Source organism: Sphingobacterium sp. DR205 (assembly GCF_011064245.1).
Classification (GTDB): domain Bacteria; phylum Bacteroidota; class Bacteroidia; order Sphingobacteriales; family Sphingobacteriaceae; genus Sphingobacterium; species Sphingobacterium athyrii.
In genome coordinates, this window is sequence record NZ_CP049333.1 from 4,018,299 (window position 1) to 4,034,441 (window position 16,143).

General features: G+C 36.5%; 21 protein-coding genes. 17 read left to right on the forward strand and 4 right to left on the reverse strand.

From position 1 onward, the window contains the following. The first annotated feature begins 186 nt into the window (after positions 1 to 186). The 9 genes from G6053_RS17360 (at position 187) to G6053_RS17400 (ending at position 6,195) form a co-directional block, all read left to right on the forward strand. Complete coding sequence (locus G6053_RS17360; RefSeq protein ID WP_165307479.1) at positions 187 to 1,089, forward strand: AraC family transcriptional regulator; 903 nt, start codon at positions 187 to 189, stop codon at positions 1,087 to 1,089. Positions 1,090 to 1,449: 360 nt separating this feature from the next. Next, complete coding sequence (locus tag G6053_RS17365) at positions 1,450 to 1,737, forward strand: hypothetical protein (RefSeq protein ID WP_165307480.1); 288 nt, start codon at positions 1,450 to 1,452, stop codon at positions 1,735 to 1,737. Between the two features lie 85 nt (positions 1,738 to 1,822). Next, a complete protein-coding gene (locus G6053_RS17370; RefSeq protein WP_165307482.1) occupies positions 1,823 to 2,866 on the forward strand; it encodes an NAD(P)-dependent alcohol dehydrogenase in 1,044 nt (347 codons plus the stop codon). 53 nt (positions 2,867 to 2,919) lie between these two features. Continuing rightward, complete coding sequence (locus G6053_RS17375) at positions 2,920 to 3,480, forward strand: alpha/beta fold hydrolase (RefSeq protein ID WP_165307483.1); 561 nt, start codon at positions 2,920 to 2,922, stop codon at positions 3,478 to 3,480. Positions 3,481 to 3,566: 86 nt separating this feature from the next. After that, positions 3,567 to 4,148 carry a sigma-70 family RNA polymerase sigma factor gene (locus G6053_RS17380; protein ID WP_165307484.1) on the forward strand — a complete coding sequence of 194 codons (582 nt, stop codon included), beginning with the start codon at positions 3,567 to 3,569 and terminating at the stop codon, positions 4,146 to 4,148. A gap of 119 nt (positions 4,149 to 4,267) precedes the next feature. Further along, entirely contained in the window at positions 4,268 to 4,969 is a 702-nt protein-coding gene (locus G6053_RS17385) for a type 1 glutamine amidotransferase domain-containing protein (protein WP_108633648.1), read from the forward strand. 70 nt (positions 4,970 to 5,039) lie between these two features. Further along, positions 5,040 to 5,432 (forward strand): OsmC family protein, encoded by a 393-nt coding sequence (locus G6053_RS17390; RefSeq protein WP_165307486.1) that lies wholly within the window; start codon positions 5,040 to 5,042, stop codon positions 5,430 to 5,432. Positions 5,433 to 5,443: 11 nt separating this feature from the next. After that, positions 5,444 to 5,887 carry a hypothetical protein gene (locus G6053_RS17395; RefSeq protein ID WP_165307488.1) on the forward strand — a complete coding sequence of 148 codons (444 nt, stop codon included), beginning with the start codon at positions 5,444 to 5,446 and terminating at the stop codon, positions 5,885 to 5,887. 14 nt (positions 5,888 to 5,901) lie between these two features. After that, positions 5,902 to 6,195, forward strand: a complete 294-nt coding sequence (locus G6053_RS17400) for a thioredoxin family protein (protein WP_165307489.1) — start codon at positions 5,902 to 5,904, stop codon at positions 6,193 to 6,195. Between the two features lie 53 nt (positions 6,196 to 6,248). Here G6053_RS17400 and G6053_RS17405 read toward each other — a convergent pair whose 3' ends face one another. From G6053_RS17405 to G6053_RS17420, 4 genes are all read right to left on the reverse strand, one after another. Continuing rightward, complete coding sequence (locus G6053_RS17405) at positions 6,249 to 7,034, reverse strand: PhzF family phenazine biosynthesis isomerase (protein WP_108633646.1); 786 nt, start codon at positions 7,032 to 7,034, stop codon at positions 6,249 to 6,251. Positions 7,035 to 7,114: 80 nt separating this feature from the next. Then, the gene (locus G6053_RS17410) at positions 7,115 to 8,053 is read right to left on the reverse strand and encodes an NAD(P)-dependent oxidoreductase (RefSeq protein ID WP_108633645.1); all 939 of its coding nucleotides are present in this window, start codon (positions 8,051 to 8,053) and stop codon (positions 7,115 to 7,117) included. 114 nt (positions 8,054 to 8,167) lie between these two features. Then, the gene (locus G6053_RS17415) at positions 8,168 to 9,082 is read right to left on the reverse strand and encodes a DMT family transporter (protein ID WP_165307491.1); all 915 of its coding nucleotides are present in this window, start codon (positions 9,080 to 9,082) and stop codon (positions 8,168 to 8,170) included. Between the two features lie 81 nt (positions 9,083 to 9,163). Continuing rightward, the gene (locus G6053_RS17420) at positions 9,164 to 10,585 is read right to left on the reverse strand and encodes a PLP-dependent aminotransferase family protein (RefSeq protein ID WP_108633643.1); all 1,422 of its coding nucleotides are present in this window, start codon (positions 10,583 to 10,585) and stop codon (positions 9,164 to 9,166) included. A gap of 449 nt (positions 10,586 to 11,034) precedes the next feature. On the opposite strand from G6053_RS17420, the gene G6053_RS17425 reads away from it, so the two are divergent. The 8 genes from G6053_RS17425 to G6053_RS17455 all read left to right on the forward strand — a co-directional run bounded on the left by G6053_RS17425 (position 11,035) and on the right by G6053_RS17455 (position 16,143). Further along, positions 11,035 to 11,631 (forward strand): TetR/AcrR family transcriptional regulator, encoded by a 597-nt coding sequence (locus G6053_RS17425; protein ID WP_206531756.1) that lies wholly within the window; start codon positions 11,035 to 11,037, stop codon positions 11,629 to 11,631. Positions 11,632 to 11,696: 65 nt separating this feature from the next. Continuing rightward, a complete protein-coding gene (lpdA, locus tag G6053_RS17430) occupies positions 11,697 to 13,100 on the forward strand; it encodes a dihydrolipoyl dehydrogenase (protein WP_165307494.1) in 1,404 nt (467 codons plus the stop codon). A gap of 28 nt (positions 13,101 to 13,128) precedes the next feature. Next, complete coding sequence (locus G6053_RS30780; RefSeq protein ID WP_241254755.1) at positions 13,129 to 13,368, forward strand: hypothetical protein; 240 nt, start codon at positions 13,129 to 13,131, stop codon at positions 13,366 to 13,368. Continuing rightward, positions 13,349 to 13,561 carry a GNAT family N-acetyltransferase gene (locus tag G6053_RS30785; protein ID WP_241254756.1) on the forward strand — a complete coding sequence of 71 codons (213 nt, stop codon included), beginning with the start codon at positions 13,349 to 13,351 and terminating at the stop codon, positions 13,559 to 13,561. Before G6053_RS30780 ends, G6053_RS30785 begins: the two co-directional genes overlap by 20 nt. A gap of 52 nt (positions 13,562 to 13,613) precedes the next feature. Continuing rightward, positions 13,614 to 14,069, forward strand: coding sequence for a VOC family protein (locus G6053_RS17440; RefSeq protein WP_165307496.1), 456 nt, complete (start codon positions 13,614 to 13,616; stop codon positions 14,067 to 14,069). Positions 14,070 to 14,079: 10 nt separating this feature from the next. Then, positions 14,080 to 14,901 carry a class I SAM-dependent methyltransferase gene (locus G6053_RS17445; protein WP_165307497.1) on the forward strand — a complete coding sequence of 274 codons (822 nt, stop codon included), beginning with the start codon at positions 14,080 to 14,082 and terminating at the stop codon, positions 14,899 to 14,901. Positions 14,902 to 15,053: 152 nt separating this feature from the next. Then, a complete protein-coding gene (locus tag G6053_RS17450) occupies positions 15,054 to 15,593 on the forward strand; it encodes an alpha/beta hydrolase (RefSeq protein WP_165307499.1) in 540 nt (179 codons plus the stop codon). 10 nt (positions 15,594 to 15,603) lie between these two features. Further along, a complete protein-coding gene (locus tag G6053_RS17455) occupies positions 15,604 to 16,143 on the forward strand; it encodes a DinB family protein (protein WP_108633636.1) in 540 nt (179 codons plus the stop codon).

Sequence of the window (16,143 nt, forward strand, 5' to 3'; positions counted from 1 at the left end):
GGTACTTATCAGAAAATGTCAGGTAGTAATCAGCAAATACTATTCATTTGAAGTGTATCTAACTTTTTCTTGTGCTGTATTTTGTATTTTTGTAAAGCATTGTGTGAATCTGTAGGTCGACGATTTTTTGTTTATAATAATATTAAAATGCAATAAAAATAATGTCTTTAATCTCAGTATAGTAGAATGGCAAAGAGAATACCATCAACAATTAAGGAATACCATCTTAACCTTCATCAACCTGAGAAGGCTCAATTTGTTGTTCATGATCTAAAAGATTACCTGAAAGAGCATCAAGGAAATACAACCAAGCCTCATATCCATAATTTCTATCAGATCATCTGGTTTAAAAGCGGAATAGGAAAACATTTTGTCGACTTTGAAGAATATGAAATATTTGAAAATGCCATTTTTTTTATTGCCAAAAATCAGGTTCATTATTTTGATGAGAATGTAGATTACGAAGGTTATCTGCTCCACTTTAGTGAGCTGTTTCTAGGGCATAGTGATAATGGAATCGATTTTCTTGTAAAATGCAGTCTTTTCAATAACCCTTATCAAACTCCTTCTTGTTGCATTGGCTACGGTATTGAGTATATTTTAGAGGAGTACATCAGACTGATCAGAACTGAACTTCTCAGTGGTGCAGGATATTTTGGACAGGAAGAATTACTCCGTACCTATTTAAAATCTTTTCTAATCCAGGTGCAGCGCAGAAAAATTGAATTTGAACAAAATGAAGGAAAGACCCCTTTTGCTCTGGACGATAAAAGGTCACAACTTATTCAGTTTGTCAACCTTCTTGATGAAAATTATACCAAAGGCTACTCCGTGGCTGAATATGCAGAAAAGATGCATATTTCGACTCGCACTTTATCAGACATTACTAGCCAAACATTAAATAAAACACCTTCGCAAATTATACAGGAACGAATCGTTTTGGAAGCCCAACGAATGTTGGTCCATTCAAATTTTAATATTAATGAGATAGGCTATAAACTGGGTTTTGATGATCCATCATATTTTGTTAAATATTTTAAAAAGCACGTCGGCTCCTCCCCTTCTGAATTTAGAAGGTCTATTTCATAGTTATTAATTCATATGCATCATATCTATCATCTCAATGCCCCATATCCGGATTGGTATGATGTAACTGTCCATTTGAAGTAAAGCCTGATTTTGTTTCATAAAAACAGTCGAATAAAATTTCACCGTAGCTGGGCTCACTTTAACTTGACTTCAATGCTTACGGCTATCATAATCAATTGACCTTGGTATTCGATATAATGCTCATTGCTTAGTTGTTTATATTAAAACTCTAAAATCTAATGTTTTAAATAACGGAAACCACCACATTTTCCGATTTCTACCAGCTTTTTTCCTTTCTGTCCATTTTAGCACTGTATGCTTCTTCGGAACTTTGTATTGTAAAAAATAAATTTATATATCATGGCAAAAGCGTATTTAGAAATTAGTCTGAAAATAAATGATGCAGACAGAGCAAATGCAGCAGGTGTTTACAACCAGTATAAAGCTCCATTTCTGGAACAAATCAAAGGTGCTACATCCAAAGAACTATTGATCAGAGATGAAGACGTACAGGTACTGCATGGTTTTGAATCGACACAAGATGCTGAAAACTATCTTTCAAGTGACCTTTTTAACAAGGATGTGGCCGTAGCCTTAAAACCTTATCTGCAAGACAACCCTGATGTACGTATTTACAGCGTACTGTAAGCAATTTTCCAAACAAGGGAAATGCTGTCATCTCTCTAGATGACAGCATTTCTGCATAGTATAATATTTAAAAAACTATAAAACAATGATACCAACCAAAGGATATGCAGCACACAGTCCAACTACAGAACTGGCGCCATTCAATTTTGAAAGAAGTGAACCAAAAGATACCGATGTACTTATCGAGATATCATACTGCGGCATATGTCACGCAGATATCCATCAGGCAAAAAATGAATATGGGGGAACTATTTACCCGCTGGTACCGGGGCATGAAATTGTTGGCAGAATAAAATCTGTTGGAAGTAATGCCAAAAAATTTAAAGTAGGTGAAATGGTGGGCGTAGGTTACTTTATTGATTCCTGCAAAAACTGCGAAGACGGATCTATTGGCGAAGAGCAATATTGTGACGGAGGCATTGTACCTACTCAAAATTCCAAACTTCCGGATGGTACAGTATCTAAAGGGGGCTACAGTGAAACTATTGTGGTAGATGAAAACCACGTTTTACACATTTCTGAAAAGTTAAATCCCGCTGCAGTAGCCCCATTGCTCTGTGCAGGAATTACAACCTACTCACCACTTAAACATTGGAAAATAGGTCCTGGACATAAAGTTGCTGTACTAGGGCTGGGTGGCCTGGGACACATGGCGGTAAAATTTGCGGTAAGTTTCGGTGCTGAAGTAACAGTTTTAAGTGGCTCACCATCAAAGCAGGAAAGTGCAATGGCTTTAGGAGCCCATCACTTCATAGTCACCTCTGACCAGCAACAAATGAAGGATGCTTCTTCGTCTTTCCATTTTATTATAGATACGGTTTCGGCTAAACATGATTATAACACCTATCTTAATTTATTAAAAAAAGACGGAACTATGATTCTTTTGGGAGTGCCTCCCGAGATGCCACAATTATCAGCATATCACCTCATTTCTAAAAGAAGAAATATTACAGGATCCCTTATTGGTGGAATTCCCGAAACACAGGAAATGTTGGATTATTGTGCTCAAAACAATATAACATCAGAGATTGAAATTATTGCACCGGATTATATAAACACGGCATTTGAGCGCACGCTGAAAGGCGATGTTCATTACCGTTTTGTGATCGATATGAAACAATTAAAATAATAATCGATTGAAACTCATTGGCAATAATTCTATTAAATTCTAATTAGTACATTATGAAAAAGGCTGTTTTAATTCATGGCTTTAATGGTGATCCAAAAGAGGGCTGGAAACCATGGTTAAAAGATGAACTTGAAAAGAATGGATTCCAGGTTATAGTCCCTTCTATGCCATCGCCCAGCAAGCCAAAACTTGATGAATGGATACAGACATTGAGCAAGACCATTGGAAATCCCTCCGAGGATCTCTATTTAGTAGGGCACAGCCTTGGCTGCGCCACAATACTAAGATATCTGGAGCAACTTCAAGATAAACAAAAAATCGGAGGAGCTATATTTGTGGCAGGATTTACCTCCAACTTAGGAATCTGTGATCTCAGTAATTTTTTTCAAAACTGTTTTAAGTGGGAAAAAATTAAATCCGGTGCTAATAGTTTTGCTGCTCTGCACTCTAGCAATGATCCATTTGTGTCAATTCACTACACTGAATTTTTCCGGGATTATCTGGACTCATCCATCCTGATCGAACAGGACAAAGGTCACTTTTTCGAAACTGATGGGGTGACTGAACTGCCATCTGTCCTGGAAATTTTATTGCTGAATACCGCAGAGGATTAAGAGATCAAACAACATTTATTCGGAAAGGCTTAACAACTATACGGTCTGACCTGTAAATAATAAAAACCTTAAGCAATAACAATACTATGGCACAATGTAACATATTTGAAGTTTGGGAAGATTATAAATCTTCTTTATTAGGCTTCATCAAAAAACGCATTACCGATCAGGATGATGCAAAGGATGTCCTACAGGAAGTCTTACTTAAGAGCTACCAATACTGTTCAAATGGAAAAGATGTCATGTACTTAAAATCCTGGCTCTATAAAGTGACGCAAAATGCAATAATAGATTATTATAAGAAGAATAATAAAAGAGATGCTCTGGATTTCGAAATAGAAGAAGACGAGCAGGAAAGATCGGTCCTGGGAGAAGCTTCTGATTATATTAAAGTACTGTTGAAATTGATACCTGAGGAATATGCTCAGCCACTTTACCTGTACGATATAGAAGGTAATGATCAAAAGAAAATAGCAGAACAACTGCAGCTGACACTTCCTAACACAAAATCAAGAATTCAAAGAGCACGGGTAAAACTAAAAGAAAAATTCTTGGAGTGTTGCGTAGTCAGCTTTGGAGAGACCGGTGAAATGATATCTTTTGATATCAAATCAGAGTGTACATTGCTTAAAAACGAACGGGCAAGCATAGAAAATAGCAAAAAATAACATTGTAAATCAATTAGTTACAATAATTTTTAAAAAAAATAATTTTTCTTTGCATCTTTTTTAAATGTTTCAGTCTTAGTAACAAATAAAAAAAATATTAACATTTAAATTTTATTATTATGAACACAGGAAACATTCAAAAAAGAGTTTTATTGGTAATGTCATCAGTTGATGAAATGGGTATCAGCGGAAAACAATCAGGAACATGGTTTACAGAATTAGCCGCGCCATACTATATTCTTACGGAAGCGGGATATGAGGTAGTGTTTGCTTCTCCGGATGGAGGTGATGCTCCGATAGACTTGCTAAGTATGAAAGAACCCTTCACAACAGGATACACAGAACGCTTCTTAGAAGATCCGGTTGCACTATATGCAGCAAAAAATACAAGAAAACTCAGAAACATTGACTACAGCACGTTTGATTCCGTTTTCTTTCCTGGTGGATATGGCTTGCTTTGGGACTTGGCCAGTGACTCTTTCGTTATCAAATTGATAAAAGATTTTTACGAGTCAAACAGACCAATCGCAATGGTTTGTCACGCACCAGCTATTCTGAGAGATGTCAAATTATCAAATGGAAAATATCTGGTTGAAGGTTTGAATCTTACAGGGTTCAAAGATGCAGAGGATAATGAAATAGAACTGGATAAACACTTGTTGTTTTCATTGGAACAAGAACTAAAAAGAAGAGGCGCTAACTACAAAAGTGTTGCGAACTGGGAGCCTAATGTAGTTGTTGACGGCGTATTAATGACCGGACAGAGTCCAGCATCAGCAGCTCCGCTTGCCGAGGCATTGGCTGAAGTACTTTCAAAATAAAATAAATGCAAAATGCTGTTATAATACGTTTACTGTAACAGCATTTTTAAACCTTTTAAAATTTAACAAAATGTCAATATTAATAGAAACAAATTACGAAGGAAAGTACAGATCAAGTACAAAAACACCTTTGAGTGAAGAAAGAATTGCAGTTAATGCTGCACGTTTTAACCCGGTAGATCTTTTGGCTAGTGCCTATGGCAGTTGTATTTTAGGAACAATTGATTGGGAGGCTCGAAAGGAACATTTTGAAACTACAGAATCCAGAAGTGAAATTACTTATGATATGAGTGAAGATGGATCTAAAGTGGGTAAGATGAATATAAAAATTTTCTTTAAAAATGATTATACACCCGAACAAAAGGCTGTGATCGAAGCTGCGGCAAAAACTAAATGTCATGTTGGCAAAAGTTTAGATCCCGCAATTGAAAAAAACTACGAGTTTATTTATAAAAACGATTAATATCTGTAAATATGAAGCTAAAAACAGGAGCTTTGTTCGCCTTACTTTTGTTATTATCGCTACTTGGTTCCTGTTTTGCACAGGAGAGAAAGCAAACTGCCCCTGCTTCTAAGTACGAGGGGCATTCTACCAAATTTGCAGTGATGGTTACAGATGTACAACATTTCAGGGCCTCCATACTTACTGCTAATGAGATGAACGTCAAAGGCAATCAGTATAGTTTTGTGATAGTTGTAGCAGGCGAACTTGCAAAGGATATTGTGGAAGATCCTTCCTTATTAGATGACATTGCGGCCAGCGAAAAGATTGGTGCTAAGATTGTTGTCTGTGAAAATGCCCTTAGCTATTTCAATATACCTTTGGAAAAACTTGACAAGCGGCTTTATACAACTAAAAATTCATGGATCTATATGTTCCAGCTTAAAGACAAAGGTTATAATACACTGAATGTTTAATAAAAATGATAGTGATGGATCTGTCTGAAATGATTAAAGGGGATCAACTAACGCTGTTGAACTTCCATGCTACATGGTGTGGTCCTTGCCATGTGATGAAACCGAATTTGGAAAAGGTCAGGGATAAGTTTGGCGAGAAAATATTTTACGGGCGTATAGATATAGATCAGCACAGAGAAATAGCTGAGATTTTTCAGATCCGAAGTGTACCCACTACAATACTAATTAAAGGGGGTGAAATAAAATGGAGACAGTCAGGTATTATACCTGATTCTGAAATAAGCAGGCTTGTCGAAGAAAACCTATAAAAAAAGAGATGAATATCATCTCTTTTTTTATAAAATGTATTCGCGTCACAAAGCTAAATATAAATCTCCCCTTTTAAATAGAGCACTGCTGTACCACCTAGTTCAACTCTGTCACCAAGCAACTTACAGTAAATTTGACCGCTTCTCGCCGACAGCTGAAAAGCTTGCAGATTCGTTTTATTCAATTGCTGTCCCCAATACGGAGCAAGCGTGGTGTGGGCAGAACCACAGACAGGATCTTCATCTACACCTACGGCAGGCGCAAAGAATCGTGACACAAAATCATGATCTATACCTTTTGCTGTGACAATAATTCCTCTTGCATCAATCTTTGATATGACTGTAAGATTAGGTTTCATGCTAGCAATATCCGCCGAGTCTTCAAACACCAGCATAAAATCAGTTTTACCTCTATAAGCAGCAATAGGCTGTTTATCTGTTACAGCAAGTAACTCATCAGATAATGGAACTTCTATGTATTGATCAGTAGGAAAATTCAGTACGAATTTATCTTGTAAAACGGTAACCGGTAAACTTCCACTTCTTGGAGAATAAAAATTGATATGCTGTTCTTGATAATTTTCGCAGTTACGAATTACAAATGCTGATGCGAGAGTAGCATGGCCGCAAAGATCCACTTCTGAGCTCGGTGTAAACCATCGAATATCAAACTGGTTATCCTTCTGCACATAAAAAGCAGTTTCTGATAAATTATTCTCTGCTGCTATTTTTAAAAGCAATTCGTCCTCCAGCCATTCTGTTAAAGGACATACTGCAGCTGGATTACCTTTGAAGACTTCGTCGGCAAAGGCATCTACTTGATAAATTGTAAGGTTCATATAATTTTTTCTATTTTTATTTACATTTATTTATTGAAAGGAGACCATGAATATTATTGCCTATATCATTTGGTAATGATCTAATTAACAACATTAATCGGACTGCCATTAATATACTGCCTGACATTGTCCAAAACCATCTCTGTATTTTTTTTGATTGACTGTACACTGGCAAAGGCAATATGTGGCGATAAAATAAGATTGGAGCCTTTATAATGAAGTAGCGCTTTGTTTTCAAATGTTTCAGCTTCCAATACATCGAGTGCCGCTCCACCGATTTTATTTTGTTCTAATGCTTTCAGTAATGCACCTTCATCGATTAGCCCACCACGACCGCAGTTGATCAGGTAAGCATCATCTTGCATCATCTCAAACTCTTCAGTCGAAATCATATGGTATGTTTCATTACTTAAAGGTGTTTGGATCACAAGAAAGTCACTCTGCCTTACAACCTGGTTAAAGAGCGTATATCCATTACGTACACTAGTCCTGTTTTTATGTTCAGACACTAACACAGTTAAACCCATTGCTTGGCAAACGCTCTTTAAATGCTTACCAAGCATACCATATCCAACGATACCAATAACTGATCCCCTGAGCTCCTTCGCAGGTTTAAAAGCTATTTCATAAGGCGTTGCTTTCCAGTTCCCGTTTCTTACAAAACTATGATAGGAAGGTAAGAGCCTGTTAAGAGCAAACATACAAGATAAGATATGCTCCACTACGGAATTTGTACACCAATCTTTAATGTTACAAACAGTAACACCAAATTCCTTACAAGCTTCAACATCAATTCGTTCGTAACCAGTACTGTTAACAGAGATCATTTTGAGGTCAGGAAGCTTACTTACTATTTCACGGTTAAGTTTAACACCATGTGTCAAAGCAATGTGAGCACCTGATAATCTCGCTAGAATTTTATCTTCCGGAGTATCATCGTATTCTTCCCATACAGCGCCCCATTCATTTTGAGGGAAATCTGAGAGAAAGTATTTTTTGTCTAAAAGAACTATTTTCATACTTATAAAATTTATTATATCAAAAATATATTACATACCAAAATGATTACGCGTACAGGTACACTATGATTCTCTATTGATCATAGAGGCAGACACCTTTATATCGAAATTTCATTAAATTTTTGAACTGTTGCTGCTAGATTTTACAATTTTAGTGCTATTTAAAAATCTCTTGAGATTTGCAGTTCTAAGCTCGGATAAAAACATTGCAAGTAAAATCAAGCCACCACCTAAGAATGTATTAATATTCACTTTTTCATCAATAAGAATAACGGCTGAAACTGTTGCAAATATGGGTTCTGTTAAATAAGCAAGCGCTACTTTTTCTTCAGAAATGAAACGTTGAACATAGTTTTGCACCGAATACATATATACAGTTCCAAAAATTGCCGAAAAAATAACACCTTTCCAGAAATTGAAATCTAATGGAAACCACTCTGCGTCAACGGTCATCATTTCACCAAATAAACTGCCTATAGTGCATATGGCCATAATAATCGTGACGCGGGCCATCGGATTTGGAGCCTCAGCAAATTTACCTGTTTGAAGCACGTAAAAAGCGAGGGCTATGGCACATGCAAAGGTCCATGTGTCACCTATATTAAGCTGAAGCCCGTTCTTTAATGTAATTATAAACAAACCTATTGCTGCAACCAGACAAGAGATCCAGATGATAAATTTCACTTTTTTCTTGTAAAATATCAGTTTAAAAATCGGAATAAGTAGAACAACCATTCCAGTGATGAAGGCCGAGTTTGCAACACTCGTATAGCGTAAACCAATAGTTTGAAAAAAAATACTAAAAAATAGGGGAATTCCACAGAGGAAAGAAGCTTCGAATGTTCTGATGTTAATCTGTTTTAAGTTTTTGCTGAATATAACAGATAAAATGACTGTGGAAATTAAAAATCTGTAAAAGAGAAATACAAATGGAGAGTACGATGTCACAGCGTCTTTAACAAATACAAAAGCAACGCCCATAAAAGCCATCCCTAATAATAAAAGCCCGAAAGCTAGATTTTTATTCATAACTATATTGTTTCAACATTCAATACAAATGTCGGATGTTACAATAAACAAATACAGATATAGATTTATGTTTTTTTATGGCTACAGATTGATCTGTCTTTTGACCATATTTCCTAAACGTCTGAGATCTTGGTAAACATGTTCATCCCATTTTAATGCAAAATTTAATCTCATGCAATTGTTGAACTGATTATGACCAGTAAATAAGCTTCCGGGAGCAAAGCTTATTTTTTGCCTGATAGCAATATCATAGAGTTCTCGGGTATCAATTTTTTTGTCCAGCTCCAACCATAAGAAAAATCCCCCTTGAGGCTGGGAAATTTTAGTGTTATCAGGAAAATGTTCCTCTATGGTTTGTTGGAATTTGAGGCAGTTAGTATATAACGTATGGCGAAGTACCCTGAGATGATGATCATACCTCCCGTTTTCCATAAAATCTGCGATCACTTCCTGTAACAATGAAGGCATCGCAACAGTTTGTACAAGTTTATTCCATAGGATTTTTTCTTTAAATTGGCCTGGTTCGATCCATCCTATTCTATATCCTGGCGCCAATGTTTTGGAGAAGCCTCCGCAACTCATCACTATTCCTGCTTCATCATAATTTTTACACAACGTTGGATGTGTCTCACCAAAATGAAGAACCCCAAAAAGATCATCATCAACTAACGGAACGTTATAATGTGTTAACAGTTCCACTAAGGCCTTTTTGTTTTCATCCGGCATCAAACTTCCTAGTGGATTATTGAAATTGCAGGTGAAACAACAAAGATCAATTTTATTAATATTTTGTTTTAATGCCTCCAGGTCAACCCCTGTAACAGGATGTGTAGGCAATTCAAGAATATTTAATCCCATCGACTTTGCCAATTGCAATATTCCAAAGTATACAGGGCTCTCAGTGGCAATAGTATCTCCTGGTTTAGTTACAGCATTTAAACATAGATAAATCGCATTCATTGTTCCCAAGGTAGTTATAATATCATCTTCACTCAGCTCTCCTTCCCTCGCTAAAGACCATTTAGCAATATTTCTTCTCAAATTCAAACTCCCCTGAGCGGGCTCAAATGCAGTGCCGCTGCCATCAAGTTCCCGCATAACTTTTATTATTCCTTTGTTAAGTTTAGAAATTGGCAAAAGTTTTTCATCAGGAACGCCCAAGGAAAATTGTCTTACGCTTTTATCCCTCAAAACGTCAAAAACCTTATAAGTTAGATATTCAGTTTCATTTTTTGTTGCGGTCACAATCGGGTTACTTACTGATGGAAGCGCCAACTTTCGTTTAGAGGTTCCACTGACAAAATATCCTGACTTTGGCTTTGAAATTATTAAAGATTTACTCTCAAGCAAAGTGTAGGCCTGCTGTGCAGTATTTAGTCCAACGTTGTAAATTTTTTGTAATGAACGTAAGGAGGGTAATTTATCGCCAGTCCTCAAGGTTTCACTTAATATCTGATTTTCTAAAATTTTTGCGATTTTAAGATAGAGAATTTCTCTTGGCATTTTCACGAAGTTTTATAACTCTTAAATTACGAAAAATGATTTTGTATTATCATTCAGTTCCATTAATAAAACTAATTATTTATTTTAAATAAACTCACTATATATATTGTATTTTTTTTGAACCCCATTACTATTTCTTAGCTGCCACAAATGAACAAAATCATAGATAAAAGTATTTGAAGATTCACTCGTCAAGCCACAAACAACCAAATGGCGCCAACTAGAGACAATTGACGCTATTTTTTGTAATATCTGTAAATTTGACATCTTGAAACTATAATTCTCCAAAGCGGTTTGCATTATATTTTAGTCCTCTAAAGCAGCCATTAATATAAGTTATAATAATCAAATAACGAATGATTAAAAAATAAAATCTTATCGTTTATTTTTAAAAAGACCGATTGTTCTATTTTTTTATTTAACTTTGTCCCGAATAAGAATTATTGCTGATGAAAACTCAAAAATCCGAAAATACCAAACAGCTTATCATTGAGAAAACTTCGACCGTTTTCAATGTGAAAGGCTATGCGGGTACTTCAATAAATGATGTAATGAGTGCAACCGGTCTTTCGAAAGGTTGCATTTACGGTAATTTTGAGAATAAGGATGAAATTGCATTAAGTGTATTTGACTACAATTTTGGTAAAGTAACACAGCATATGAAAGAACGTATTTTAGCAACTAATGATTCTATCGAAAGATTGCTTGTTTATCCCCACACATACAAAAACTATTTCAGATATCCGTATTTACAGGCAGGCTGCCCGATTTTAAACACAGCTACGGAGGCTGATGATACACATCCATCACTCCAGAAACGTGTACAAAAAGCCCTGAACTTTTGGAAAACATCTATCGAAAATCAAATCAAACGCGGCATAGATAGAAATGAAATAAAAGCAGATACCGATCCTATCGAAATTGCAGTAGTAATGATCTCGATGATCGAAGGTGCATTTATGCAGGCAAAGGTCAACAACCATATGACAGAGCTTAATATAGCGATGTCTTTTTTAGAGAAAATGATCAGAAATTTGAAAGCATAATTTTTTTGCTTACAAAAAGACCGATCGGTTTATTTATAGATTATTAAAAATATTTAAACAATAAAATGGAAACATTTGATATTACCGTAATAGGGTCAGGTCCTGGCGGGTATGTAGCAGCTATTAGAAGTGCTCAATTAGGCTATAAAACAGCAATCATTGAAAAGTATAATACTTTGGGTGGCACTTGTACCAATGTAGGTTGCATTCCTACAAAAGCGCTGCTGGACAGTACGCATCATTATGCAGATGCACTCAGTAGTTTCGGAACACACGGCATTGAATATTCGGATCTGCGGCTCAATGTTGAACAGCTTTTTAAGCGAAAAAGCGAGGTGGTGGCCAAAAACACACAAGGTCTGGATTTTTTGATGAGAAAAAATAAGATCACAGTTTTCCAGGGTTCAGGTTCTTTTGTCAATAATGAAACATTGAAAATTGTACACGATGATCAGGCTGAAACTGTAATTAATTCAGATAAGTTTATTATTGCTACAGGATCGAAACCCGCTACAATTCCGGGCATTACTATCGACAAAAAGAGGATCATCACTTCTACCGAAGCGCTGGAATTGCAGAAAAAGCCCGATAGCATCGTGATTATCGGCGGCGGCGTAATCGGTGTGGAAATGGCTTCCATATTCAACAGGATCGGAACCAAAGTGACTATCTTAGAATATGCGGATAATCTCATTGCGACAATGGATAGTGAATTAGGTAAAGCTCTATCGAAGATCTTAACCAAAGAAGGTGTAGAAATCAAACTTCAGCAGGCTGTCTACAAAGCTGAAAATCATGGGAACACGGCTAAGGTTTTTTTCAAAAATAAACAAGGAGAAGAACAAGAGCTCACCGCCGACTATATTTTAGTTGCTGTCGGCAGAAAACCCTATGTAACCGGTCTGGGTTTAGAAAATACCAGCGTGGAATTGAACAACAATGGTACAGTGAAAGTCGATGAATTGCTTCAGACTTCAGCTCCAAACATTTATGCGATTGGAGATGTTGTGGGTGGCGCGATGCTGGCTCACAAAGCAGAGGAAGAAGCCGTATTTGTAGTGGAGAGAATCAATGGTCAGAAACCTCATATCAATTATGACCGTATCCCTTCAGTCGTATACACCTGGCCGGAAGTGGCTTCTGTAGGCTCTACCGAAGAACAATTAAAGAAACAGGGAGTTGAATATAATGTCGGTACATTTCCTTTTGCCGTGAATGCCAGAGCCAGAGCCGGAATGGAAACGGAAGGTTTCGTAAAGGTGCTTTCCGATCCGAAGTACGGCGAACTTTTAGGAGTGCATATCATCGGTGCCCGCGCAGCAGATCTGATTGCACAGGCTGTTGTTGGCTTGGAATATGAAGTAATAGCTAATGATATGGCTACAATGAGTTATGCCCACCCAACCTATTCCGAGGTAATGAAAGAAGCTTATACGATAGCATCAGGAAGACCATCATTGAATATTTAAATATTTATAGCTATTATTTTTTAGAATTATGTCACAACAAATCAGGCTGGCAACCGTAGAAGATTATCCAAGAATTATGGAAATCTGGGAATCTGCGGTCAAAGCTACACATGACTTTCTTGCCGAAGAAGATTTTACTTATTTTAAAGAAGCCATCCCAAAAGATTATCTGCCCAATCTCGAAGTACCTTTTTATGCTGCAAAACCAACCAATAGCATTTTCATCGGTATCAGAAGGAAGCTTAGAAATGCTGTTTGTTCACAATGACTACCGTGGTAAAGGCTATGGAAAGCGCCTATTTCAATTTATGGATGAGACGAAAGACATTACAAAGGTTGATGTCAATGAACAAAATTACCAGGCCGTCGGATTTTACGAAAAATTAGGGTTCAGAAAAGCAGGAAGATCAGAAAAAGACGGCTCTGGTAAAGATTATCCGATCATACATATGCTAAAATGAAATGGTCATAATTATCACAACACTCTAATTATTAAGAATAAAATACATAAAAATGATTGAAGGACTATATGAGACACACATCCAGGTAAGCAACTTGGAAAATGCAGTGCATTTCTATACTCAAATATTGGGCCTGCAGCTTGCACACTATGATGAAACCAGGCCGATCGCATTTCTTTGGCTCGGAGAAAATAAAAAGGCCATGCTCGGACTTTGGGAACAAAAAGGTAATCTCCATAAAAGACATTTTGCATTCAGCTGTTCCAAAGATTTTATTTTAAAAGATGCAAATACTTTTTTAGAGAAAAACGGATTAAAGGCTTATAATTTTCTCAAAAATGGCAGCAATGAACCAATGGTTTTTGCCTGGATGCCCGCACTTGCTCTTTATTTTGACGATCCAGACGGAAATCAACTGGAGTTTATCCATATTCTGAACGGTAAAAACCAGCCAGAGCTTGGCGTACTTAGCTACGAGGAATGGCAAAAAATCAATTCATCTCATTAGATAAATACATATGAACATAGAAGACAATTATTTGGAAATAAACAGGGAATCTTGGAATACCAGAACAGAAGCTCACATCAATTCTGATTTTTATAACCTGGATGCCTTTTTGAATGGGAAAAATTCATTAAAAGATATAGAACTTAATTTACTTGGAGATTTGACAGGAAAATCCGTATTGCATTTACAGTGCCATTTCGGACAGGATAGTATCTCTTTAAGTCGCCTGGGAGCGGACTTAGTCGGCATTGATCTTTCGGATGTAGCAATAGATCGAGCACGGGAACTGGCAAAACAGAGTAATGTTTCAACAACTTTTATCTGCAGCGATGTTTATGATCTTCCCAATCATCTGGATCGTCAGTTTGATATTGTCTTTACAAGTTATGGGACCATCGGCTGGCTTCCGGATCTGGATCGGTGGGCAAAGATAATTTCGAAATTCCTGAAACCCGGTGGTACGTTTGTTTTTGTAGAATTTCATCCGGTTGTCTGGATGTTTGATTCGGGGTTTAAAAAGATTGAATACAGATATTTTAATTCCGGAGCCATTATAGAAACTGAAAAAGGAACTTATGCAGATAAAGAAGCGGAATTTGAAGTCAAATCAATTGGCTGGAACCACGGCTTAGCTGAAGTAATAAGTAATCTGATGCAAAATGGTTTAGAAATGAATTCCATTGAAGAATTTGATTATTCACCATACAATAATTTCAATAATTCAATTGAATTTGAACCCGGTAAGTTCAGAATTGCTCATCTTGGAGACAAAATCCCTATGGTGTATGCATTGACAGCCTCAAAAGGGCATCTTATGGATAAGGAACAATAAAATCTGATGTTGTCTCTAAATTAAAATAGTCTGTTTATTCAAATTATATGTTTCTTAGGTTACTATTTCTTTATCTGTCATTTCTTCCGTTTGCTATTAATGCTCAAAATAGTACTCAAAAAAAGTATGTATTTTTTTTGCATAATAAATTTTTGGAAGAACATTCCTTAAATGAATCCCATCCTAAATACGGACCAGCGGCATATACAGCTATTTTAGAAAAACTTCGATCCACAAATTCTGTACTAATATCTGAAAAGAGAAATCCCGGCACTGATCCTAAGATGTATGCAAAAAAGGTGATCCTTAAAATTGACAGCTTACACAGATTCGGAGTTCCCTATGACCGGATTGCAATTGTCGGAACGTCTCAGGGAGGTTATATAGCTCAATACATCTCCTATTATGCCAAAAATCCAGATTTAAAATTTGTAATTATTGGCGCAAGCTTTAAAAATGACTCGTTGAACGAAGATCGAAAGTTCAGGCTCTACGGAAAGGTTTTATCGATTAACGAAAAAACCGATGTCGGCGCTGAGTTATTATCAAGGCAACTTAGGCTTAAAAATTCTGGTTTAAAATCTTTTAAGGAAATTACCCTCAACACAGGTCTGGAACACGGCTTTCTGTTCAGGGCATTAGATGAGTGGATAATACCTGTCAAAGCATGGATCAATAGTAATAACCTATAAATTGATACTAATGAAAGAAGTAAAGCCACAATCGTTTGTCAGATGGTTCGATCGGCAATTTGATTCAAACACAGGTTCGGAATATTTTGACGAATTTCTAAAACGACTTGAACATTTTCCGGCTGTTCTAAATAAGCTGCTGAAAAGTTGTCCTACAGAGGTTTCAACCCGCAAAATGAGAGATAAATGGTCTGTCAATGAGAATATAGGGCATTTAATCCTTTTAGAAGATCTATGGCGAATCCGTTTTAGAGATATAAAGGAAGGAAAACCAGATCTGTCCCCTGCCGATTTAAACAATACAGCAACCGATAAGTCTTCTTTCAACAACATGTTGATTGAAGAGCTTATTAAGAACCTGGTCAGCGAAAGACACAAAACAATTGCAATGCTTCAAAAAATGAGTGAAGAAGACTTGTTGAAGACAAGTATGCATCCGAGATTACATCAACCAATGAATATCATTGACCTGATGCATTTTGTTGCTGAGCATGATTTGCACCATTTGCATGCCATACAGTCTATAATAGGAAGCATGGAAAACATATAA

Excerpts from the sequence above, each read along its gene's own strand:
- G6053_RS17400 (WP_165307489.1), top strand. The coding sequence starts at position 5,902 with ATGGATCTGTCTGAAATGATTAAAGGGGATCAACTAACGCTGTTGAAC.
- G6053_RS17365 (WP_165307480.1), top strand. The coding sequence starts at position 1,450 with ATGGCAAAAGCGTATTTAGAAATTAGTCTGAAAATAAATGATGCAGAC.
- G6053_RS17405 (WP_108633646.1), bottom strand. The coding sequence starts at position 7,034 with ATGAACCTTACAATTTATCAAGTAGATGCCTTTGCCGACGAAGTCTTC.
- G6053_RS17445 (WP_165307497.1), top strand. The coding sequence starts at position 14,080 with ATGAACATAGAAGACAATTATTTGGAAATAAACAGGGAATCTTGGAAT.
- G6053_RS17455 (WP_108633636.1), top strand. The coding sequence starts at position 15,604 with ATGAAAGAAGTAAAGCCACAATCGTTTGTCAGATGGTTCGATCGGCAA.
- G6053_RS17420 (WP_108633643.1), bottom strand. The coding sequence starts at position 10,585 with ATGCCAAGAGAAATTCTCTATCTTAAAATCGCAAAAATTTTAGAAAAT.
- G6053_RS17415 (WP_165307491.1), bottom strand. The coding sequence starts at position 9,082 with ATGAATAAAAATCTAGCTTTCGGGCTTTTATTATTAGGGATGGCTTTT.
- G6053_RS17410 (WP_108633645.1), bottom strand. The coding sequence starts at position 8,053 with ATGAAAATAGTTCTTTTAGACAAAAAATACTTTCTCTCAGATTTCCCT.
- G6053_RS17385 (WP_108633648.1), top strand. The coding sequence starts at position 4,268 with ATGAACACAGGAAACATTCAAAAAAGAGTTTTATTGGTAATGTCATCA.
- G6053_RS30785 (WP_241254756.1), top strand. The coding sequence starts at position 13,349 with ATGCTGTTTGTTCACAATGACTACCGTGGTAAAGGCTATGGAAAGCGC.
- G6053_RS17370 (WP_165307482.1), top strand. The coding sequence starts at position 1,823 with ATGATACCAACCAAAGGATATGCAGCACACAGTCCAACTACAGAACTG.
- G6053_RS17380 (WP_165307484.1), top strand. The coding sequence starts at position 3,567 with ATGGCACAATGTAACATATTTGAAGTTTGGGAAGATTATAAATCTTCT.
- G6053_RS17360 (WP_165307479.1), top strand. The coding sequence starts at position 187 with ATGGCAAAGAGAATACCATCAACAATTAAGGAATACCATCTTAACCTT.
- G6053_RS30780 (WP_241254755.1), top strand. The coding sequence starts at position 13,129 with ATGTCACAACAAATCAGGCTGGCAACCGTAGAAGATTATCCAAGAATT.
- G6053_RS17375 (WP_165307483.1), top strand. The coding sequence starts at position 2,920 with ATGAAAAAGGCTGTTTTAATTCATGGCTTTAATGGTGATCCAAAAGAG.
- lpdA (WP_165307494.1), top strand. The coding sequence starts at position 11,697 with ATGGAAACATTTGATATTACCGTAATAGGGTCAGGTCCTGGCGGGTAT.
- G6053_RS17395 (WP_165307488.1), top strand. The coding sequence starts at position 5,444 with ATGAAGCTAAAAACAGGAGCTTTGTTCGCCTTACTTTTGTTATTATCG.
- G6053_RS17390 (WP_165307486.1), top strand. The coding sequence starts at position 5,040 with ATGTCAATATTAATAGAAACAAATTACGAAGGAAAGTACAGATCAAGT.
- G6053_RS17425 (WP_206531756.1), top strand. The coding sequence starts at position 11,035 with ATGAAAACTCAAAAATCCGAAAATACCAAACAGCTTATCATTGAGAAA.
- G6053_RS17440 (WP_165307496.1), top strand. The coding sequence starts at position 13,614 with ATGATTGAAGGACTATATGAGACACACATCCAGGTAAGCAACTTGGAA.